Here is a 22,987-nt window from a genome sequence, read left to right as displayed (position 1 = left end):
TCTTCATTCGCTATATCATGTGGCGCGTCTGCTGCCATCCGTCAAGTTCTGGTTCGTCACCTTTCCTTGAGAGTCTTTCAGAGACTGCAGCGCGTCGTCCAGAACCACATCCGGCAGCGGCATCAAAAACGGACCTTCGGTGAACAGAAGCGCCGTTTCGACAATCCGCCCCGGATAGAGCGGAGCCAGCAACTCGCGATAAAGCGCAAGCTGCGCCCGATAGGCGAAAGGAACCGCCTCGATGGTTTTCGGTGGCGGTCGATTGGTCTTGTAATCGACGATCAGGACACGATCCTCGCCAACACTGATGCGGTCGATCTGACCGGACACGGCATGATCGCGCCCACCAAGCTCGATCGTGCCCATGATGGCAACTTCCCCGCGCGAGCCTTCCGCAAAGACCGGTGCATAGGTGGGATCGTCCAGAATGGTCCTGACGCTTTGCCAGGCAATCTGGCGCTCCGTTTCCGGCCAGTCGGCAGCGATCCGCCCAAGATAGTCGCGTGCCAGCGTTTCACGCCCATCCTGTGGGACATCCGGCAGATATTGCAGCAGCATATGGATCGCCGTGCCGCGTCGCAACGCAAAGGCTGGCGTCCCATTGCCCGGCCCCAGAACAGGCGAAAACGTATCCAGCGGCGGTTCTTCATCCGCTTCGATCAGCGCAGAAGCGCCGGACGGCGCCAGCGGTCGCGGCAGTCCGATTTCCGGCTTTATCGGCTCTCTATATTCATCTGGAAATGATGGCAGCGCATGATCTTCGGTTCTATCCTGCTCAGCAATCTCGACCATTCCGCGCGGTGTGTTGCGATAGCGCCTTGCGGCGACTTTCAGCACGGGGTGCACGAATGTCTCGGCCTTGGTGGCCAACGCATCCTCGACAAGGCGATGCCATGTTTCGCCGCTTTCACGCGTGCCGCGATAGCCGCAGATGATGAGCCGGTCTTCGGCGCGCGTCATGCCGACATAGAGCAGGCGGCGATATTCTTCCTCCGTCCGCGTTTTCAGCTTCTCGATCTGAGCGGTCGTGAAGCCGGTCTGGTATCCGGCATTCGGTTGCCAGAGATAGCCTTTCACCGACGGACTATCATTCGAAAAGTCAAAAGGAATGAGCTTTGGCGCACGACTGCCAGTCCAGACCGCGCTTCCCGGATCAACAAGAAACACCACTGCCCCTTCCAGCCCCTTGGCGGCATGGACAGTCATGATGCGCACTTCATTGCGCCCCTGATCCAGTTCACGCTTGATTTCCGGCGATGCCGCTTCCAGTGTTTCAAGGAAGGCTTGCAGGCCGGGCAGACCGGCACGCTCGGCTGAAAGCGCATAATTCTGGAATTCGTCGATGATATCGCCCGCCTCCGGCCCCAGCCTTGCCAGTAGTTTTCGCCGCGCACCGCCCGCGCTCAATATCCGTGCATAGAATTCGAACACCGGCATCGTGTCAGCCATGTTGCGCCAGCGGCTCAAGGTCTTGTGCACCTCGGCCAGTGCAACATCGCCGCGCGAGACCTGATAAAGCCGCTCGAACAATGTGAGGCCTGAACCGCGCGGATGGGCAAGCTCGAACAGCCGGTCGTCATCCCAGCCGAATAACGGGCTTTTCAATACCGATGCCAGCGAAAGATCGTCCGAAGGCTGAAGCACGAAACGACCGAGTGCCATCAGGTCCTGAATGGCAATATGGCTGGTGAGCCGCAGGCGGTCTGCACCTGCTACCGGAACGGACAGGTTTTTCAGCGCCCGCGACAAAGCAGGCATGAACTGGTCGCGCTTTCGTACCAGAACCATGATGTCACGCGGCATGATCCGCCGGTTCTGGCCCGGAATAGGTTCGCCGCGATCCAGCCAATGGCGAATGGTGGCCGCAATCTGATCCGCCAACCGGACAGCGGGTGCTGCCAGATGATCGACCGGCTCGCGCCAGTCGTCGGGCTCTTCCATCACTTCCGGCGTCAGCATATCCCATATTTCCACCTCGCCCGGCGCATCGGAACGAATGGCTTCATGGACCGTTGCGCCTGCAAGGCCCCGATTGGCCTCGGGTCTCGCAAAAACCTCGTCCACCGCCTGCAAGACATCGGGTGCGGATCGGAACGAGAAATTGAGGCTGACGCGCTCGAACTTCAGCTCGGCATCTTCCGCACGAAGACTGACCGACCTCCCCTGCGCCGCGAAATCCTCCGGCACGGCACCCTGGAACGAATAGATCGACTGTTTTTCGTCACCAACGGCAAAAAGCGTGCGGCTGATATTGCGTTGGCCGACGCCGGAGAAAAACTCTTCCGACAGCATTCGGATCACCTGCCACTGGTCGGGGCTGGTGTCCTGCGCCTCGTCGACCAGAATATGGTCGATGCCGCGATCGAGCTTGTACTGAACCCACTGCCCTGCCCCGTTGCGGGCGAGCAGCGCCACGGTCCGGGTAATGAGATCCTCGAAATCGAGCAGGCCGCGCTGACGCTTCAGGTCGTGATAGCGTTGCAGCAGATTGTCGATCAGCGTCAGCGCGGCCAGATTGAGCCGCACCAGACGCAATTCCTTCAGCCGATCAAGACCCTGTTCGACACGCGCGGCTGCCGCGTCAAAATCCTCTTCGAAATCCGGCAGAAGTTTCTTGACCGCCGCCGAGCCGACATAGGAACCGGATTTCGGCTCGCCAGTAGTTTTCAGAAACGCGGCGCGCAACACGGCCTCGCGGTCACGCTGGCTCGTCACCTTTTCGAAACGCCGGAGCTGCAGCGCAAAATCCTGCGCGCGCGACGCACCCTTCTGGATCGACATGATGAGCTCGAGCGCATCGTCGGAAAATTCCGGTATCGGCCAGAGATCGGCGATGAGATCGTCTTCGCTGGTTTGCGGATCGAAGCGGAAAGCCCGGTGCAGAGCTTCGCTGCGATGCGCCGCTACGCCCAGTTCGGCGATATAGGTCTGCAGGCCATTGCGCCTGCTTACGGCCTCATCCAGAAGCGATTGAAGCCCCATCTCGCCCGATGCCTGCAGAACATCAGCAAAGGCCGCTGCGAGATCAATATCGCCGCCGCCATGCGCGGTTTCGAGCAGTTGGCGCCGTGCTTCGCCGACAAGGGCTGCCTGCATCAAATCATCCATCATCTCGAAATGACCGGCAATGTTCGCCTCAAGCGGGAACTGGTGCAGGATCGCTTCGCAGAAAGCGTGGATGGTCTGGATTTTAAGCCCGCCCGGTGTTTCGAGCGCACGGGCGAACAGCCGTCGCGCTGCTGCAAGACGAGCATCGTTCGGTCTGCGGCCTTCAAGCGACTTCAGACGTTCGGCGAGTTCTTCGTCAGGCAGGACAGCCCATTCTGAAAGCCGCATGAACACGCGGTTCTGCATCACCGCCGCAGCCGCCTTGGTGTAGGTAAGGCAGAGAATCTTGGAAGGATCAGTACCCTCCAGCAGCAGGCGGATAACACGTTCGGTCAGAACATGGGTCTTGCCGGAACCCGCATTGGCGGACACCCACACAGAAGCCGCCGGATTTGCCGCGTTGCTCTGTGCCCGTAGCGTTTCTTCGGGGATAATGGGTGCCTTTTTCATTCACCGCCCTCCCCGCCAGCATCGCCCCCGGCAGACCATTCCAGTACTCGCGCCAGATGATCGTAATCACCCGTCAGGTCCGTCTCGCGAAACGGCAATGCGCGCGACAGGTAGCCTTTTTCCGGTTTTTGATATTCGACGAGCAATTGCGCCAGCCGCTGCCAGGATTCCTCGCCAAGAGCCGGTGCAGTTTTTTCCGATGGCGGTCGTCCAATCTTGAGGATCGATTCCGGCTTCACCTCGCCGCCCGCCTTGAGACGCACATAGGTCAGATCGGATGCACGGACCGAGCCAAGTTCCCGAAACGCGCCGCGCACCAGAAGTGCGGCTTCCAGCGCCAGCTGCGGCGATAGCAGCACATGCGCCTGTTTGGGCGATGGTGTCGATCCGGTCTTGTAATCGATGATTTCCGCTGTCCCGTCACGCATCAGATCGATGCGGTCAGCACGACCGGAAAGCGTAATGCCAAGCCCTTCGACCTCGCGTTTATCGGATGAAATCTCCGCAAAGCGGGTCTGGACATTGTAGGCGCGCTCGCGTTCCCAAGCTAGAAACTGCGGAATGAGCGCGGTGAAGCGCGGCCACCAAACGGCCTCTATTTCCGTCGGCAAATCCATATCGGCAAAGAGGACGCGCCCCAACTCCATCAACCGCTCTGCAGCGTCGGGAGCCAGCGGATCGATTGCCTCCTGCGTAAAATGGCCCAGAATATCGTGGAACAAAGTGCCGCGTTCGGCTGCAGCCGGGTCGCGGATCAACGGCTCCAGCGGCCGCAGCTTCAATATCTTCTTGGCGAAGATCGCATAGGGATCGCGGCGCAACGTTTCGATTTCCGTCACCGAAAAATGCTTCGGGCGCGCAAGGACCGGCGGCGCAGGCTGTGGCCTTTTCACGAAAGGCACGTCGGGCGCCTGATCGATTTCGCGTGACCACTGGATGAAACGCGCCCCACGCTTGCGCATTTCGGCGGTCACATCCGCGCCCAGCACAGTTTCAAGCCGCTGCAGCCAGCGCGATGGCACCGTCGGCGCATTGTCGGAACGCTGCGAGCGCGTCAGCACGACATGATCCATGCCAAGCGCCATCTGGAAATCGTGGGCGGCAAGGCCGGTGCGGCGTTCGGGCGGATCGAGCGCGATCATCGACTTCATGGGACGTGACATGAATGGGTCGTTGCGGGTGCGTGCAGGCCAGCTTCCCTCGTTGAGGCCGCCGATCACCACCGTATCCATGGTTTGCAGGCGTGCTTCAAGCGCACCCCAGATGAAGAGGCGCGGATGACCGCCCGGATGCGGCTTGACCGTCTCGCCCGCCATCAGGGCATCCAGTACGGCTGGCCATTCCGACGCTTCAAAGTCGAGCCCAGCTTCGCTCGAAACCAGACCACGCAAAAAGGTGGCAAGCTGTTCGCCACGTTCACCGGAATAGAAAGGAGCGATGCTGGCCTTTTCATTCCGAGCGAGATTTTCCAATGCTTCGACCGTAGCACGCGCGATTTCACCGATCTCGGTCCTGCGTCCAGCGATAACGAAAGGTACCAATGGTGCCATCGCGTTCGATAGGCTTTCGCAAAGATTTCGGGCAGCGGCGATCATGTCCGGTGTGACCGTGTCGTGCCATGCCGGTTGCCATGGCTGGCCGGCACTTTCCTCCAACCGCCGGTCGAAAAATGCAGGAAGATCGAGCACGGATGCGCGGCCCGTGCCACCGCGAAAGGCGATGAGTTCCAGGGTTTCGGCAGCAAGGCGTCGCTCGATGCGGGGAGCTTCCAGCCGCAGCAGCGGATGCTTGACCAGCGCCAGCAACGCAACCGGGTCGCCCGGGTTGAAGACGGTCTCCACCAGCAGCCGTAGCAATGTCGTGGTCTCGACATCACGCAGATGCCGTCCGCCGGAATCGTCGGCATCAATGCCGAAACGGGCAAGTTCACCCACCACGCGCCGCGCCAGATTGCGGTCTGCCGTAACAAGCGCGGCTGTTTTACCTTCATCATTGATCGCGTCGCGCAAGACGAGAGCCACAGTAAGCGCCTCTTCCCGCTCATTCGCGGTTTCAATCAGGTCAATAGTCTGCGCCGCCTGCCGCAACGCAGTCGGCTGCATATCGGGATCGCGTGCAAGCTGTCCCCACGCATCGGTCGTTTCCGCCGGACGAAGCGCTTCACTGACCACCCGTTCGCGCAGGCGTTTCGAGGCAGGCATATCGTCCAGATGTTCCACATCCGCACGCAATGTCTGCATTGCATCGAGAAGCTTGCGCAAACCGAATTGCGGATGACCGAAGGTCGACGGATTATCGGTTGCCGATGCCAGCATCTGCCAGGCTGCATCATCCAGATCGCGATCCAGCCCGGGCAGCACCACCGCGCCATTCGGCAAGTCCGCAATGGCGGAAATCAGTTCCGCCGTCGCCGGTATGGAACCGGTGGAACCAGCAACGATAACCGGTCCGGCAGGCGGATGGGCGCGCAGCCGCTTCACTTCGCTCCAGATGAGATCGTTGCGATGCGCAGCGGGATTCGAAAGCCTGCGTTCCGCCAGAATATCCGGCCACAGATTGGTGACGATGTTGAGAAAGCCGAGCGTGACCTGCCACCAGTCGGCAAGGTCTTCCGGAGCAATTCCAGCAAGCTCGCTCCATTTAGCCCCATCAGTTTCGACCTGATCCATCAGCCCTGCCAGATCGCGGGCGAGCCAGATCGCATCGGCAGTCGTTGCCGGAACGGAAACGTCGTCAACACCGAAAAGGGCGCGCACATGCGAAGGCAGCGATTCCCGCCAAGGACGGATCAATCGCGCTAGAAGCAGAAGCCGCTCCGCTGTACCGATCGGTGGATTGATATCGAAGACGCCCGACGAGCCTGCATTGAAGAAAGCTGCATCTTCATCCACATCGCCGAGCGGCTTTATCGTCGGCAAAATAGCGCTTTTTGTCGAATTCCTATCGACGAGTATCGATCTCAACGCGCGCGCCGCACGGCGTGTCGGCACATAGATGGTTGCATTGGCCAATGCCAGCGGATCGGACGGATTGCCGGGAAAACCTTCGACCAGCCGTCCTTCCAGAAGCGCTTTTGCAAAAGCAGGCAGAAACGGCGTGCCGGGAGGAATTGAAAACAGGCGCTGTTTCCCATCTCTGGGCCGTCTTGCGCTCATGCGTTCTACCTCCTCATGCAAATGCGGTAAGCGCTGCCTCCGCCTCGCCGATCGCGTCCGGCGTTCCGACGGTCAGCCAATGTCCGGTCATTGGCATACCATAAAGGCGACCGGCTGCAATCGCTTCGTCGAAATAGCGGTTGAGTGAGGACACACCGGGCTCCGCGCCAGCGAAGATACGAGGATGGATGATCCCTGCTCCCGCATAGATCACCGGCTCGCCGGAGATGTCCCGTGCGCGGCGCAGATGCCCGTTTTCGTCGGCAACGAAATCACCCTTGCCTTCATAACCCGTTTCCTGATCGAGACGTGCCGTCATCAGGAGAATATCCATTCGGTCGGCATCCCAAGCGTCAGCGAGCGCCAACAGATTAGGAGCTTTCTCGTCGCCTACCCAGAATGTGTCGGCATTCAATATGACAAACGGTTCTGTTCCGAGTATCGGCAGCGCCTTCACGATGCCGCCAGCGGAATCGAGCAGCATTTCGCGTTCGTCCGAAATCACGATCTCAAGATCGTTGCGGTCACGAAGATGCGCTTCCAGTTGGCCGGCTAAATAGTGCACATTGACGATTGCCGTGCCGATACCTGCCTGCGCCGCCGCATCGAGCCCCCAGTCGATCAAGGGCTTGCCCGCCACCTTGACCAGCGGTTTAGGAGTGGTTTCGGTGATGGGACGCATGCGCTTGCCAAGTCCGGCGGCAAGAACCATAGCCGTCTTCGGGACCATTTCAGACATTTTCATTGCGCGGCCTCTTCCTGCTGCATCAATCCCAATTCCTCAAACCACGCCGCCACTGGCGCCATGACCGAATGCTTCAGCACACGGCCGAGATAGTCATGAATGCGTGGCAGATGTTTTAGATAATCCGGCTTACCATCACGCTCATCGAGCCGCACGAAAAGACCGAGCAGCTTGGCGTTACGCTGTGCGCCCATGGCCGCATAGGCCTTGCGGAACAAAGCTTCGTCGAACGCATGTCCGAGCGCACAACGCTCATCGCAATAGGCTGCGACCACAGCCTGTTCCAGCTCCGGCGAAATCGTCACACGCGCATCGAGGGCCAGCGAAGCCACGTCATAGGCTGCCGGTCCAATCATCGCATCCTGAAAATCGATGACACCGATCTTGTCCTTGCCTTCCGCTTCTGGAAACCAGAACAGGTTGGGCGAATGATAGTCGCGCAAGAGCAGGCTCTTCTCAACATCGGCAATGTCGGCGATCACGTGGTCCCATGCGGCTTCGTAAGCTTGCTTTTCTGCGTCTGTAAGTTGCCTTCCCATCATGCGCGGCGCGTACCACTGGCCGATGAGGCTGACCTCGATCATCATCGCATCACGGTCGAAACCGGCGATGATGTGGTCGGGATGCCCCGCCACAGGTGCATGGCCTGGCCAGGAAACACCATGCAGATGCGCCAGAAAGCGTCCGGCGGCCTCATAGCGTTCGGCGACAGGTTCACCGGACGATGCCCGCACGCCCTCGGTTCCGAGGTTCTCAAGAATAAGGAACCCGGCATCGAGATTGGCGGCACGCATTTGCGGTACACGGAAGTCCTGCCCTGCCAGAAGCCCATTAATGGCAGCAAAGGCAAGGATGTTTTCCGCAAGATGCGCAATCTGCCGATAGGTTTTTCCGTCACGCAGCGGCGGATCATAGGGCATCTGCGGCGCATTCATCAAAATCTCGACGCCGTGGGCAGCCGTGCGGATCGTCTCGTATTTGCGTGGTGACGCATCGCCCTGCAAATAGCGGCGCGTTGCATCGGCACGGCCATGGAGGTCCAGAAATGCGCGTATCGCATGGCTGCGTTCCAGCCGCTGGATCGCGGCCACTGGTCCCGACACGCTAATACGTCGCCCTGCCCCTTCGTGGCTCAGCGTGACGGCAAAAGACGGTTCAGACAGGAAACCCTCGCCCTGCTCCGGCCATTCGGCTAGAACCACGCCATCCTCAAGAAACTCCGGCAGTCCCAGCTCATCCAGTTCTTCACCGTGTGAAATACGGTAAAGATCGGCATGGGCAACAGCAATGCGCAGGGCCTCGTAGCTTTGCACCAGCGTGAAAGTCGGGCTTGGGACGTCCAGCCCTTCATCATCAGCAATTGCCCGGATGATAGCGCGGGCAAGCGAGGATTTTCCCGCCCCCAGATCGCCGGAAAGCGTGACAAGATCGCCCTTCTGCAGGGCGAGGGCGAAATCCTCGCCGAAACGCTGTGTTGCAGCTTCGTCGGGCAAGAAATAGCTGATACTGGATTGTGAGGCGCTCATGGGCACCCTTTACCTTATTCGGCAGCGACGCGGAAGCTACGTGTTTCCGACGGAAAACGGCAAATGACCGTTGTTCCACGACCGGAACCCGTATCGATATCGACCGACCCGCCATGCAGCTCGACAAAGCTCTTGACGATGGCAAGTCCGAGGCCGGCACCACGACGGCGACCGCCATTCGGATAGGACTGGAAGCGTTTGAAAACCGTGTCGAGCACTTCTCCGGGCATGCCGGGACCGTCATCGTGGACGGCAAAGACCACTTCCGACCCCTCGCGCGCCACCTGCAGCTGGATGCTGGAGCCTTCCGGCGCATAGTTGGTGGCGTTGGACAGGAGGTTGAAAAGTACCTGACGGACGCGGTTTGCATCGGCCTTGAATACATCCACGTCGTCGGCAATGTCGATGTCGAGCCCGATATCGTGGTCGCGCATACGCTCGCCGACACGGGAGGCGGCAGCGGAAATCGCTTCCACGACGGAAACCTCACCGACCTCCAATTCCATGATGCCTGCATCGACCGTTGCGAGATCAAGAATATCATTGACGATGGTCAGCAAGACCGATGACGACGTGCTGATATGGTCGAGATATTCGATCTGGCGCTCGTTGAGCGACCCGAAAGCCGGTGTCTGCAACAGCTCGGTAAAGCCGATGATGTTTGTGAGTGGCGAACGCAGTTCGTAGGAAACGTGCTGGACGAAATCGTTCTTGATCTGGTCGGCCAGTTCCAGCGCCTCGTTCTTTTCCTTGAGCGCCCGTTCGACGCGCACGGTGTCGGTGACGTCGATGAAGGTCAGCATGGTCTGCCCCTTCGGCAGCGGCACCACGGCGAAGGAAAGAATGGTGCCGTCGTCCAGCTCCACCTGTCCCATGCGCCCGTCACGCGTATCGAGAAAGCCAGTGACGGTGGAGACGAAATCATCCCACAATCCGTTGCCGCCGCGCTCGCCGCAAATCCTGGCAATCGACGAAATATGCGTGCCTTCGACAATGAGCGGCATCGGCAGCGCCCAAAGATCGGCGAAGGACGGGTTGGAAAGCCGGATGCGGCCATCAGAGCCGAACACCGCCACGGCTTCCGCCAGATGGTCGAGCGTTTCACCCTGCACCTTGATGAGCGTGTTGTAACGGCCTTCGAGCTCGAACTTCTCGGTCATGTTCTCGAAGAACCAGGTCACACCGCCTTGCGGATGCGGATTGGCGACGACGCGCATCGTCCGCGTATCCGGCAGATGCCACATATGTTCCTGCGGCTCGACTGCGCGATAGGCAGAAAGCACCGAATCCTTCCATTTGCGCCATTCCGGCTGCTCTGGAAGTTTGCCTTCCGAACGCAGGCGGTCGAGGATCAGCGTATTGCTCGGCTGCGATTCCAGCCAAGCCGTATCAAGTGACCAAAGCTTGGCAAAAGCCTGATTGAAGAATTGCAGCTTCATCTCGGGATCGAAAATCGCCACAGCAGTCGAAAGCTGGTCGAGCGTTTCGGCATGGCTCTTCATGGTGCGGTTCAGTTCTTCCCGCACCGCCTGTACTTCGGTCTGGTCGAAACCGAGGCCGACAGAACCCGTTTCAGCACTCACATCCGTCACGTTGAACAAACGGCGATCACCATGCACCACAGCCGTCAGCTGTTCCTGCAGGACAGGCTCGGCAAAGCGATCACGCTCCAGTCGCTGGCGTGCCTGCGCACCGAAAAGCTCGCGCCCTTCTGAAATGACCTGGCTCGCATCCGCCATATCGACTGCCTGCGCATAGGCGGCATTGACCCATTCGACGCGACCACCGGCGTCGCGGGTCCATACCGGCTGGTCGATCCTGTCGAGAAGACGCCGGAAAAGCTCGATACGCTCGGAAAATTCACGGTTCTGCGCCTGCAGTGCCGCGCGTTCCGCCTGCACGCCCTGCAGGCTGAGGAACCGGGCAACAGCAAAGCCCCCCGATGTGCGTCCGCGCACGTCGAGCAGAGTGCCGTTGACAGTTTCAACCGTGAGATCGAAAGACCGTGCCTGTTCGCGTAGCATTCCAATGGCGCGCTCAAGCGCCACGACCGATTGCGGGCGCAACCAGCGGCCAAATGCCAGAAAGGTGGAGCGATCCTGCGGGGCCGCACTATCGTCTGGCAACAGTCCGACGACTTCAGCGCGCGTGCTATGGCCATCCCAGACCACGATGCGCTGATCCTTGAGGTTAAGCAGGGCTTCATTGCGCTGGGCGACCAGATTGAGGTCGGCGAATTTGGAACGCAGTTCCTTGTTTTCTGCGGCAACGCGCGACCGTTCGCGGATCAGCCAGCCCGCAGAAAGTAGCGCTGCGCCCATCACGCCTAGGAACATGGAAAACTGGATAACCTCGAAAGCGCCGATACTGCCGCCGCCGAAGGGCAGGGCGATACGCGCCGATTCCGCGCCCTGTGCGAAAGCGGGCACTGCTGCGAAAAGCGTCGAAAGAGAAACAGAAGCCTTCATCAGGGCTTTTTTCGGAGCAAGCCATGCGAACGGCTTTGCAACATGGGCGGCAGGAAGCCATTGCCTGCCAGTAATGATTGCGGAAACATTCCGCAAAATCCCCGTTGCGCCGAAATCTGGCATGTTGTCCTTTTCTCCGCCACCCGGCCATGAAAACCGCCACGAAGGCAGACCGGCCGTATTAAAACACTTCAATACACATCAAAGCCCGACCATACGCACGCCGCCACAGTGCACGAAGGTCAGCCCGTTTTAGAGCGCCGTGCGCCTTTGTGGGCGCACAAAGGACGCTCTATCTGTTAAATCTACGCATCGTGCTTTCCAAAAATCGATTTCGATTTTCAAGCCGATGCGTGGCATTTAGGGGATGAATCGTCCTGTCGCTTCCCGCCACAACCGGCAAAAAACGCACAACGCAAACACCCGCTCAAACACCTTGATTCGCCTACACAATACCCTTCCGGCGAATCCACGTGAAGCATCTTGCACGCAAAAAGAAAGACCGGGCAGTTTGTCAACCGCCCGGTCTCAACATGTAGTGCAATGCTTAACGTATGGTTAATACCTGTAGTGTTCCGACTTGAACGGGCCCTGTGGAGTGACGCCGATATAGGCAGCCTGTTCCTCGGAAAGCACAGTCAGCTTGGCGCCGAGCTTGTCGAGATGCAGGCGCGCGACCTTCTCGTCGAGATGTTTCGGCAGCACATAGACTTCATTCTTGTAAGCGTCGGTGCGGGTAAAGAGCTCGATCTGGCCCAGAACCTGATTGGTGAACGAAGCCGACATGACGAAGCTCGGATGGCCGGTTGCATTGCCCAGATTGAGCAGACGACCTTCGGAAAGCAGGATGATGCGCTTGCCGTCCGGGAATTCGATCAGATCGACCTGCGGCTTCACGTTGGTCCATTTCAGGTTGCGGAGTGCCGCCACCTGAATTTCATTGTCGAAGTGACCGATATTACCGACGATCGCCATGTCCTTGAACTTGCGCATATGGTCGATGGTGATCACGTCCTTGTTGCCGGTCGTGGTCACGATGATATCGGCTGTGGAAGCGGCATCGTCGAGGGTTACGACTTCGAAACCATCCATTGCAGCCTGAAGTGCGCAGATCGGATCGACTTCGGTAACCTTCACGCGTGCGCCTGCGCCAGCGAGCGACTGGGCGGAGCCTTTGCCGACATCGCCATAACCGCACACGACGGCAACCTTGCCAGCCATCATGACATCGGTGCCGCGACGAATGCCGTCGACGAGCGATTCCTTGCAGCCGTACTTGTTGTCGAATTTCGACTTGGTGACGCTGTCATTGACGTTGATGGCCGGGAAGGGCAGGAGGCCCTTCTTCTGCAGCTGGTAAAGACGGTTGACGCCGGTGGTGGTTTCTTCCGTCACGCCCTTGATGGCGTCGCGCTGGCGCGTGAAGAAGCCCGGCGTTGCAGCCATACGCTTCTTGATCTGCGCGAAAAGCACTTCCTCTTCTTCCGAACCGGGATTCGACAGAACGTCCTCGCCTGCTTCGGCGCGCGCGCCGATGAGGATATACATGGTGGCGTCGCCGCCATCGTCGAGGATCATATTGGACGGTTCGCCGTCCGGCCACTGGAAGATCTGGTCCGTATAGGTCCAGTATTCTTCAAGCGTTTCACCCTTGATGGCGAAAACCGGCGTGCCGGTGGCGGCAATCGCGGCAGCCGCATGATCCTGCGTCGAGAAAATGTTGCAGGAGGCCCAGCGGACCTCAGCGCCCAGCGCCTGCAGCGTTTCGATCAGAACGGCGGTCTGGATCGTCATATGCAACGATCCAGAAATGCGCGCGCCCTTCAGCGGCTGCGACTTGCCGAATTCCTCGCGGGCAGCCATCAGGCCCGGCATTTCGGTTTCTGCGATATCGAGTTCCTTGCGGCCCCAATCGGCCAGGCTAAGATCCTTGACGACAAAATCTTGGCTTGCGGTCATCGCGTGCTCCAATAAAGGCAGTTCCAGCTCGATAAAGATGTAATCAGCGGCCGGGATTGCATTCCAATATGGGGCGGCTTTCCACACGGGAAAGCGCTCCGGCTGCCGCCTTGACTAGCAGATCGCCGCCAGAAGCACAACGCAATATAAAGAAATCTTTATACGTGCATATCAGACAGGTTTGTCGAACACGGGGTCAATGACCGTCAAAGGAAGGTCGACCTGCAATATTTCGAGCATGTGGCGAAACTCGGCGACGGGATAGGTTTCGCTTTTCGTGACAAGGGCAACTGTGCGACCAGAGCCGCCTTCGGGTTGCGGGAGTGCAGCGATCACGTCATCCGCCGGATCAAGAAACTGCCAGCCGGGACGGGCCGTTTCGAAAAACGGTCTGAGCCATGGCAGATGGGTGCTGGAAAGTGTCAGCGTGTCGATGAGAGGGTAGCTGGCAGCAATGTCATCGCAGAATGCGGCGACCTTTTGCGCGGTCTCGTCCGGTTGCCGAAGAAAAGCGCCATTTTCCACCAGCTCCACCATCGCAGACGCATTGATCAGAGCGACATCGCCTGGGTTATCGGCCTGTGTTCGGACAAAATCTGCAAGTTCTTCGCTCTCGATCATCGAACGCACACCCATAACGGCAACCTTGCCGCTGTGGCTTGCCGCAAGGGCAGTGCGTACCGGCGGCGCTACGCCGTAAACCGGTACAGCGAACTCGCTTTTCAATGTGTCGAGGACCATGACCGAGGGCGCATTGGAAGCAAGGACAATTGTTTGAGCGCCAAGGCTTGTGAGGTATTGGATCGTGCTGCGCATGATGGAAAGCAGCTGATCGCGGCTTTTGGCGCCATAGGGGAAACTGGCCCGATCAGCAAAATAGATGATGTCGCGCTGCGGCTGGCTGCGCCTGATCAGTTCAACCAGAGCATAGCTGCCGATCCCTGCATCAAAAACGGCCACCGGATCGTTGAGATCTCCCACGGCGGCCACAGTCTTGTTCTTCAGCATTCTTCGCCGAACTTGTCGGCGATGAGTGTCTGCAAGGCTTCCAACACGGCATCGGCCTGTTCACCGGAGGCACTAACGTCGATGCAGCAGCCGGGTGACGCGGCGAGCATCATCAGCCCCATGATCGACGTGCCGCCAACGGTCATGCCGTCCTTGCTCACGCGGACATGCGCATTGTAACCATCGACCAACTGCACGAACTTGGCCGAAGCGCGGGCATGAAGTCCGCGCTTGTTGACGATCTCGAAGGATCGGGAAACTGCAGTTTCGGGTTCGTATTCACCGGTAACGGGCACGCTGGAGTGCATGAATTACTTTCCTGTCAGGACCTGGCTCGCAACATTGATATATTTGCGCCCCGCATCCTGCGCCTCACGCAGGGCTGTCTTGATGTCGCCCCCGATGCGGACGCTCGACAGCTTGATAAGCATCGGCAGATTGACACCTGCGATGACTTCGACCTTGCCTTCCTTCATGACGGAAATGGCGAGATTGGACGGTGTACCACCGAACATATCGGTCAGGATGATGACCCCGCTGCCATTATCGGCGCGTTCCACCGCATCAACGATATCCCGCCGACGCTGTTCCATATCGTCTTCGGCACCGATGCAAACGGTCTCGAAATTGTCTTGCGGCCCGACTACATGCTCAACAGCATGCAAAAACTCTTCGGCCAACCTTCCGTGCGTGACAAGCACGAGTCCGATCATACTATAAAAGCTCCCGTCGCGTGCCCGCCGCATCACCCCGCCAGAGTGTCAGATGGCACTGAAACCACGCCGGAAAAGCGCCGGCGAGTTGTGCATCTTGGCAGCGCAAATCTTGATAGCAAGTGAAAAATTTCCACGCTGCCACTAAAAAAGCAAAATGCCGCAGCGCTGTGAAATATTAGCCGATTCGTAACGAAGCCTGTTTCAGCTCTCGGACGAGGGCCATTTTTCATAGAACAAGGTGGCTTCGATGGCCCGCGAAAGCGCGTTGGAATCGCCATTCGACGACAAAGCCGGCAAAAGAAGTCGGGGCAGTGAGATGCCCTCGAATTCCCACATTTCAACGCTCGGATAGCGTTCAGCCTCGCCACGATCCACAAGCCGGACGACGAGATAAAGCGGAGCGGCCTCCGCAAAAGCGACCTTGAAAAGCCCCGCGCCGCGAATCTCCACGCCACCAGCAAGGGCGGCTGGAACGCTGGCGATCAGCCTGCCGCTTTCCACATGAAGCAATGTGCGGTCGTCAGCGACCAGTGAAGCGACCTCTCCACGAAGGAGGGCTCTTTCCACAAGTGTCAGCGCAAGTTCGGTCTTGCCCGCGCCGGAACGCCCCATGATCATGACACCACGGCCTTGAACCTGAAGCGTGGTTGCGTGAAGCCCGCTTTTTTCCTCTTCAGGTGTCATGGGCTTGCAGGCAGGTCGACGATGAAGCGAGCACCCTTGAACTGGTCGGGCCTTGCCGGATCGACAATATTCTCTGCAGTCAGCGTGCCGCCATGCGCTTCTATGATCTGGCGGCTGATCGAAAGGCCGAGACCAGAATTCTGGCCGAAAGCCTCCGAGGCCGGACGGTCCGTATAGAATCGCTCGAAAATGCGCTCGATATTCTCGATCGGAATGCCTGGACCATTATCCTCGACAAGCACGCGCAAGCGACTGCCTTCGCCACTCAGCGACACGACGATGCGGCCTGTATCGTCCGGCACGAAAGAACGGGCATTTTCAATCAGATTGCTCACCACCTGACCGAGACGCAGATCGTGACCGGCAACATAGAAACCCTTCTTTCCGGCAGGCAGTTTGCCGGTATCGAAGACGATTTCCGTTCCGACCTTGTTGCGGCGCACTTCGCGCGCTGCCGTTACGAGATTGGTCAGAAGCGTCTTCATGTCGACGCGGTCGATATGTTCGCGCGCAAGTTCCGCATCGAGACGCGAAGCGTCGGAAATATCGGTAATCAGGCGGTCGAGGCGGCGAACGTCGTGCTGGATGATATCGAGAAGCCGCTTGCGCGATTCTTCGGTCTTGGCGAGCGGCAGGGTTTCGACAGCGCTGCGCAGCGAGGTGAGGGGGTTCTTCAACTCATGGCTGACATCGGCGGCAAAGCTTTCGATGGCTTCGATACGGGTGTAGAGCGAATCGGTCATTTCGCGAATCGACGTGGAAAGATGGCCGACCTCATCCTGACGTTCGGAGAAATCGGGAATTTCCACACGACTCTTCACACCATGGCGAACGCGGTCTGCCGCAGCAGAAAGCTTGCGCAGCGGGCTTGCAATCGTCGATGCGAGGAAAAGCGACAGAATGACCATGACCAGAGAAACGACGCCGAACACGCGGAAAACCGCCATGCGCTCACCCTGCACGATCTTGTCGATATCGTCGCCTTCAGTGGAGAGCAGGAGTACACCCAATATTGCACGCGAGCGCTGGATCGGGACGGCAACCGAAACGACCAGCTCGCCCTTTTCATTGCGTCGCTGCGCTGTTTGCGGCGAACCGGCCAGCGCCTTGACGATTTCCGGATAGGCAAGGCCGTTACCGCCCGGCTGTTCCTGATAGACCGGCAGGCCTCCACCATAGAACAGATGCGAAATCCACGTCCCGGCCCGTTCCCAGATGGTCGGTGTCTCTTCCTCGATCGGCGGCAGGTCGTAGCGAAGTACAGGCCCCGCCGAAGGGAAGCTTGGAGAATAGAGTGCGCGCGAATCGAGCAACATATTGGCGTAGCGATCATAGATGCGCGCCCGCGTGCTCGTCGGCGAAATCAACCGGCGCAGCAAGGGAGAAACTTTTTCCGGATTGATCGGAAATTCCCAATTGTCGGGCGAATCCGGTGATGGCGTCAGGCTTTGCCCGGCCTGAAGCTCCAGAAGCTTTTCCGGGTCGATCATCAAAGAATTGGTATCGATGGTCGCCGAAGCCGAGATGGCGCCTGCAATGATCTTGCCTTGCGTCAGCAGGCTTTCAATCTTTGCATCAATCAGCCCCTCACGGAACTGATTCATGTAGAGAATGCCGGAAACAAGAACCGCCAGCGCCGCCAGATTGAGAAACAGGATACGGCGCGTCAGACTCGAGAACAGATATTGGCCAAGAAACTTGCGCAGAGGCGCAAAGAAGCGACGCCAGAACACCGAGCGCTGCCGCCGGGCCCTGCGTTCGCGCAAATCCGATTTCTGGCCGATAAGGCCGTCGTTCCCGGTTTCTGCGACCATGTCGCTCTGTCTGCTCTCATTAAACTACCGCCAGACCTCACGGACTGGCGATATGTAATTATCTATCAAGCCTCGCGGAAGCGATAGCCGACGCCATAGAGCGTTTCGATCATTTCGAAATCGTCGTCAACCGCCTTGAACTTCTTGCGCAGGCGCTTGATATGGCTGTCGATGGTACGGTCATCCACATAGACCTGCTCATCATAGGCCGCATCCATGAGGGCGTCACGGCTTTTCACGACGCCCGGACGCTGTGCCAACGAATGAAGAATCAGGAACTCAGTGACCGTCAGCGTTACCGGCTCGCCCTTCCAGGTGCAGGTGTGACGCTCCTGATCCATGACCAGCTGGCCGCGCTCAAGCGATTTGGCCTGCTGCCCGGTCGGCTTGGCCGTGCCGTCGCGTGCGGCAACCCGGCGAAGCACCGCCTTGACGCGCTCGACCAGAAGGCGCTGGGAGAACGGCTTGGTGATGAAATCATCCGCGCCCATTTTGAGGCCGAAAAGCTCGTCGATCTCGTCGTCCTTGGACGTGAGGAAGATGACGGGGAGGTCGGATTTCTGGCGCAGACGGCGCAGAAGCTCCATACCGTCCATGCGCGGCATCTTGATATCGAAGATCGCAAGATTGGGCGGACGCGCCATCAGACCGTCCAGCGCGGACGCGCCATCGGTGTAGGTTTCGACCCGATAGCCTTCCGATTCCAGCGCGATGGACACGGAGGTCAGGATGTTGCGGTCGTCGTCGACCAGCGCAATTGTCTGCGTTGCCGAGGCTTCCTTCATGCGAACCTTTCTCCTTCAACTAAGCCAACCGGAATATCCGGCTGGTGACGTCTTTCAGCCGCCAGAGACTGGCGGGTTATAGATCGAGCGCCTTATTACACATCGATACTAGTATAATGTGCCTGCTTGTGCAGTACAAATTAGGTACAAAATGTGGCAGCACCGGAAGAAGCCGCGAAACGACGCTCTCCGAATCGCGCTTTGGTTAATGCCAGCCCGACCTTCATTCCCCGAAACTCACAGCTCATAACGCATAGATTAAACGATTTAAAAAAATTTCAAAAATTTTAAATCGATTAAATATTTGAATTGCCACGATTAATCTGTTTCTGACTGCCATCCTCAGTTTCGCGATCAATCTGGTAGGCGCGAAAGAGACCGATCAATTGTCAAACCATATGGCGGAGACATCATGAGAGAGACCGGCATTCACAACACGGCCGCTTCCATTGCCACTTCAGGACTGAAGGAAATCTCCGCAGTCTTTTACAACCTTGGGGCCGCCCGGCTTTATGAGGAAACCGTTCGCCGGGGCGAAGCCGAACTGTCGGCGCAGGGTGCGCTTGTCGCACGCACCGGACAACACACGGGCCGTTCGCCGAAAGACAAGTTCGTCGTGCGCGATGCCGACACGGAAGATCATGTCTGGTGGGACAACAACAAGCCGATGAGCCGCGAGGCCTTCGAGCTGCTCTATGCCGATTTCATCGACCATGCGAAGGGCAAGGAGCTTTTCGTTCAGGACCTGATCGGCGGCGCTGATGCCGACAACAAGATCAATGCCCGCGTCATCACCGAATATGCCTGGCATTCGCTGTTCATTCGCAATCTTCTGATCCGTCCGGAACAGGAAGCGCTTGCTTCCTACGTGCCGGAAATGACGATTATCGACCTGCCAACCTTCAAGGCGGATCCGGAACGCTATGGCGTGCGCACCGAAACCGTGATCGCGGTCGACCTGACCCGCAAGATCGTGCTGATCGGCGGCACCTCCTATGCCGGTGAAATGAAGAAGTCGGTTTTCACCGCACTCAACTACATCCTGCCTGCGAAGGGTGTGATGCCGATGCACTGCTCGGCCAATGAAGGCCCGAACGGCGACACCGCCGTCTTCTTCGGCCTGTCCGGCACCGGCAAGACCACGCTTTCGGCAGATCCGACCCGTACGCTGATCGGCGACGACGAGCATGGCTGGGGCGAGCATGGCATCTTCAACTTCGAAGGCGGCTGCTATGCCAAGACCATTCGTCTGTCCGCCGAAGCGGAGCCGGAAATCTACGCGACGACGCAGCGTTTCGGCACGGTGCTGGAAAATGTCGTTCTCGATGAGAACCGCCAGCCGGATTTCGACGACGGCTCGCTGACGGAAAACACCCGCTGCGCCTATCCGCTCGATTTCATCCCGAATGCATCGAAGTCGGGCAAGGGCGGCCAGCCGAAGAACATCATCATGCTCACTGCCGATGCCTTCGGCGTAATGCCTCCGATTGCCAAGCTGACGCCAGCACAGGCCATGTACCACTTCCTGTCCGGCTACACGGCCAAGGTCGCCGGTACCGAAAAGGGCGTGACCGAACCGGAAGCGACCTTCTCGACCTGCTTCGGCGCACCGTTCATGCCGCGCCATCCGTCGGAATACGGTAACCTGCTGCGCAAGCTGATCGCCGAGCACAAGGTCGATTGCTGGCTGGTCAATACCGGCTGGACGGGTGGTGCTTACGGCGTTGGCAAGCGTATGCCGATCAAGGCAACCCGCGCTCTGCTCGCCGCCGCGCTTGACGGTTCGCTGAACGATGCCGAATTCCGCATCGATCCGAATTTCGGCTTCGCGGTTCCGGTCGACGTACCGGGTGTGGACACGTCCATTCTCGATCCGCGCTCGACCTGGGCCGACAAGGCTGCCTATGACGCGCAGGCCAAGAAGCTTGTCGACATGTTCGTCACGAATTTCGAAAAATTCGAAAGCCATGTCGATCACGAGGTAAAGGACGCAGCGCCAGCGATCCGTATCGCTGCGGAATAGCTTTTTCTACGCATGTCTTTATCCAAAAACCGGTTCCCACTTTTTGGAGACATGCTTTTACCATCCTGAGGAGGAGGGAGAGCCCGGCTGAAAGGCCGGGTTTTTCTTTTGTATAAGGGATACAAAGCGGTATATCTCCTCGTCATGGAAGAGAACCGGAACATCATCCGCATTACCAATCGCCTGACGATCCGTGAAGACGATCTGGAGGAGAGCTTCATTCGTGCCTCCGGGCCGGGCGGTCAGAACGTCAACAAGGTTTCGACTGCCGTACAGCTGCGCTTTCATGCCGTGAGAGCAGGCCTGCCGGAAGATATCCTGTCACGGCTCTTCAAGCTTGCCGGACAGAAAGGTACCAAGGACGGCGATATTCTGATCGAGGCCAATCGTTTCCGCACCCAGGAGCGCAACCGCGAGGACGCGCGCGAACGGCTGATCGCGCTTATTGCCAAAGCTGCCGAACCACCGCCGCCACCACGCAAGAAGACCAGGCCGACAAAAGGCTCCGTCGAACGCCGCCTCAAGGCCAAGTCCGGACGATCCGACATCAAGAAGGGCCGCGGCAAGGTTTCTTACGACTGATCCCAAAAGACTCCACACAGGGAAACGCGAGACCATGAAATCCCATGAAATCGAGACCAGCCACGGTCGCATTGCCATCCGTGAAAGCAGGGGTAACGGAACGCCCTTGCTGATGATCCATGGCAACTCCAGCGCAGGCGCCATCTTTGCGCCCCAGCTTGAGGGCGAAATCGGTAGAAACTGGCGGGTGATCGCGCCAGATTTGCCGGGGCATGGCCAGTCCGGCGACGCCCTTGATCCGGATCGCAGCTATTCCATGGAAGGCTATGCCGACGCGATGACGGAAGTGCTGGCGAAGCTCGGCATTTCGGATACAGTCGTTTTCGGCTGGTCGCTTGGCGGCCATATCGGCATCGAGATGATTTCACGCTTTCCCGGCATGCGCGGCCTGATGATTACCGGCACGCCGCCTGTGGCGCGTGAGGAAGTGGGGCAGGGGTTCAAGAGCGGCCCGGATATGGCACTTGCCGGGCAGGAGGCATTTTCCGACCGCGATGTCGAATCCTATGCGCGCAGTACCTGCGGCGAACCGTTCGAAGACCAGTTGCTTGAGATTGTCGCCCGAACGGATGGGCGCGCGCGGCGCATCATGTTCGAAAAATTTGCAGCCGGAACCGGTGGCAACCAGCGCAATATCGTTGCCGAAGCAAGGCTCCCGATTGCAGTCGTCAACGGTCGTGACGAGCCGTTTGTTGAACTGGATTTCGTCTCGAAAGTCCGTTTTGGCAATCTCTGGGAAGGCAGAACCCATATCATCGACGGGGCAGGGCATGCGCCCTTCCGCGAGACACCAGCTGTTTTCGATGATTATCTGCAGCGCTTCATGCGCGACTGCACGGCCTGACCTACTGCAATCACCAAAAGACAAAAAGGGCCGGATAACCGGCCCTTTTTCATATCTAAGTACTTGTTTCGTCGCATTATCCTACGCAAAATCGCTTCGCACTTTTGCTGGAAATGCTCTAGATTTTTCTCAGCGCAACTTCCTCGATCAGGTGATCGCTGCCCTTGCGCAGGATCAGATCGGCGCGCGGGCGCGTCGGCAGGATATTATCCTTGAGATTCTTCAGGTTGATATTGTTCCACAGTCCTTCGCCAATCGAACGCGCCGCATCTTCCGAAAGCTGCGAATAGCGATGGAAGAAGGATTCCGGATTGACGAAAGCAGTCTCCCGCAGCCGCATGAAGCGGTCGATATACCATTTGTGGATCAGCTGCGATTCCGCATCGATATAGATCGAGAAGTCGAAGAAATCGGAGACGAAGGGCACCATCTTGCCGTCTTCCGGCAGATCGCGCACCTGCAGCACATTGATGCCTTCAAAGATCAGAATATCCGGCTTGTCGACGATCTGATATTCGCCCGGCAAGACGTCGTAGCTCAGATGCGAATAGAGCGGCGCACGCACCTGGCTCATGCCTGCCTTGATCGCTGACAGAAAGCGCAAGACCGCACCGACATCGTAGCTTTCGGGAAAACCCTTGCGCTCCATCATGTTCTGCTCGCGCAGGACCGCATTGGGGTAGAGAAAACCGTCGGTCGTCACGAGATCGACCTTCGGGCTCGATGGCCAGCGTGCCAGAAGCTCTTTCAGGATACGCGCAGTCGTGGATTTCCCAACCGCAACAGAGCCTGCAATGCCGATGATGAAAGGCGTCTTGAACGACTCTTCCATATTGAGGAACTGCTTGCGCTGCTCGAACAGAAGCTGGCTTGCCTCCACATGCGCCGACAGCAATCGCGACAGCGACAAATAGATGCGCCGCACCTCATCGAGATCGATAGGATCGCCCAGCGAGCGCAGTCGCTTGACCTCATCATACGTCAAAGTGAGCGGCGTGTCGGCGCGAAATCCCGCCCATTCCTCAGCCGAAAAGAAACGGTAAGGCGAGTAACGCGACGGCGTTAGCTGGTCCACTTTTTCCCACATATTGTCGCTGCTCTCCCTCAACGCCAATTCTGC

At 58.4% G+C, this 22,987-nt stretch carries 16 protein-coding genes; 3 read left to right on the top strand and 13 right to left on the bottom strand.

The genetic code is table 11. The features are described 5' to 3' along the window. Window positions 1-15: 15 nt before the first annotated feature. The 12 genes from addA to CES86_RS12505 form a co-directional block, all read right to left on the bottom strand. Window positions 16-3,558: a double-strand break repair helicase AddA gene (gene addA, locus CES86_RS12560; protein WP_094514531.1), complete on the bottom strand. Its 3,543-nt coding sequence runs from the start codon at window positions 3,556-3,558 to the stop codon at window positions 16-18. Next, entirely contained in the window at window positions 3,555-6,713 is a 3,159-nt protein-coding gene (gene addB / locus CES86_RS12555; protein WP_094514530.1) for a double-strand break repair protein AddB, read from the bottom strand. Before addB ends, addA begins: the two co-directional genes overlap by 4 nt. Window positions 6,714-6,726: 13 nt before the next feature. Next, window positions 6,727-7,458: a nucleotidyltransferase family protein gene (locus CES86_RS12550; RefSeq protein WP_094514529.1), complete on the bottom strand. Its 732-nt coding sequence runs from the start codon at window positions 7,456-7,458 to the stop codon at window positions 6,727-6,729. After that, complete coding sequence (tsaE, locus tag CES86_RS12545) at window positions 7,455-8,984, bottom strand: tRNA (adenosine(37)-N6)-threonylcarbamoyltransferase complex ATPase subunit type 1 TsaE (protein ID WP_040129065.1); 1,530 nt, start codon at window positions 8,982-8,984, stop codon at window positions 7,455-7,457. The genes CES86_RS12550 and tsaE overlap by 4 nt, the downstream gene beginning before the upstream one ends. 14 nt (window positions 8,985-8,998) lie before the next feature. After that, window positions 8,999-11,452 (bottom strand): sensor histidine kinase, encoded by a 2,454-nt coding sequence (locus CES86_RS12540; RefSeq protein ID WP_235819918.1) that lies wholly within the window; start codon window positions 11,450-11,452, stop codon window positions 8,999-9,001. 558 nt (window positions 11,453-12,010) lie between these two features. Next, window positions 12,011-13,411, bottom strand: a complete 1,401-nt coding sequence (gene ahcY / locus CES86_RS12535; protein WP_012091050.1) for an adenosylhomocysteinase — start codon at window positions 13,409-13,411, stop codon at window positions 12,011-12,013. 171 nt (window positions 13,412-13,582) lie between these two features. Next, on the bottom strand, window positions 13,583-14,419 hold the full coding sequence (locus CES86_RS12530) for a glutamate racemase (RefSeq protein WP_012091051.1): 837 nt from the start codon (window positions 14,417-14,419) through the stop codon (window positions 13,583-13,585). Next, window positions 14,413-14,727 carry an HPr family phosphocarrier protein gene (locus CES86_RS12525; RefSeq protein ID WP_010657680.1) on the bottom strand — a complete coding sequence of 105 codons (315 nt, stop codon included), beginning with the start codon at window positions 14,725-14,727 and terminating at the stop codon, window positions 14,413-14,415. The genes CES86_RS12530 and CES86_RS12525 overlap by 7 nt, the downstream gene beginning before the upstream one ends. A gap of 3 nt (window positions 14,728-14,730) precedes the next feature. Continuing rightward, window positions 14,731-15,132 (bottom strand): PTS sugar transporter subunit IIA, encoded by a 402-nt coding sequence (locus CES86_RS12520; RefSeq protein ID WP_006472522.1) that lies wholly within the window; start codon window positions 15,130-15,132, stop codon window positions 14,731-14,733. A gap of 204 nt (window positions 15,133-15,336) precedes the next feature. Further along, complete coding sequence (locus CES86_RS12515; protein ID WP_094514526.1) at window positions 15,337-15,819, bottom strand: HPr kinase/phosphorylase; 483 nt, start codon at window positions 15,817-15,819, stop codon at window positions 15,337-15,339. Continuing rightward, window positions 15,816-17,633 (bottom strand): stimulus-sensing domain-containing protein, encoded by a 1,818-nt coding sequence (locus CES86_RS12510; RefSeq protein WP_010657678.1) that lies wholly within the window; start codon window positions 17,631-17,633, stop codon window positions 15,816-15,818. The genes CES86_RS12515 and CES86_RS12510 overlap by 4 nt, the downstream gene beginning before the upstream one ends. Before the next feature lie 65 nt (window positions 17,634-17,698). Continuing rightward, window positions 17,699-18,418, bottom strand: coding sequence for a response regulator transcription factor (locus CES86_RS12505; RefSeq protein WP_006468074.1), 720 nt, complete (start codon window positions 18,416-18,418; stop codon window positions 17,699-17,701). A gap of 412 nt (window positions 18,419-18,830) precedes the next feature. Here CES86_RS12505 and CES86_RS12500 point away from each other — a divergent pair, with 412 nt between their 5' ends. The 3 genes from CES86_RS12500 to CES86_RS12490 all read left to right on the top strand — a co-directional run bounded on the left by CES86_RS12500 (window position 18,831) and on the right by CES86_RS12490 (window position 21,867). Further along, window positions 18,831-20,441 carry a phosphoenolpyruvate carboxykinase gene (locus CES86_RS12500; protein WP_012091053.1) on the top strand — a complete coding sequence of 537 codons (1,611 nt, stop codon included), beginning with the start codon at window positions 18,831-18,833 and terminating at the stop codon, window positions 20,439-20,441. 144 nt (window positions 20,442-20,585) lie between these two features. Continuing rightward, a complete protein-coding gene (gene arfB, locus CES86_RS12495) occupies window positions 20,586-21,023 on the top strand; it encodes an alternative ribosome rescue aminoacyl-tRNA hydrolase ArfB (RefSeq protein WP_010657676.1) in 438 nt (145 codons plus the stop codon). A 34-nt stretch (window positions 21,024-21,057) separates the two neighbouring features. Then, complete coding sequence (locus tag CES86_RS12490) at window positions 21,058-21,867, top strand: alpha/beta fold hydrolase (RefSeq protein ID WP_094514524.1); 810 nt, start codon at window positions 21,058-21,060, stop codon at window positions 21,865-21,867. A 118-nt stretch (window positions 21,868-21,985) separates the two neighbouring features. On the opposite strand, the gene coaA is transcribed toward CES86_RS12490, so the two are convergent. Then, window positions 21,986-22,954 carry a type I pantothenate kinase gene (gene coaA / locus CES86_RS12485; protein WP_010657674.1) on the bottom strand — a complete coding sequence of 323 codons (969 nt, stop codon included), beginning with the start codon at window positions 22,952-22,954 and terminating at the stop codon, window positions 21,986-21,988. Window positions 22,955-22,987: the final 33 nt, after the last annotated feature.

This window comes from Brucella lupini (genome assembly GCF_002252535.1).
In the GTDB taxonomy this organism is placed as follows: domain Bacteria; phylum Pseudomonadota; class Alphaproteobacteria; order Rhizobiales; family Rhizobiaceae; genus Brucella; species Brucella anthropi.
The sequence above is the reverse complement of the archived record's forward strand: the minus strand, read 5'-3'. Positions and strand labels throughout refer to the sequence as shown.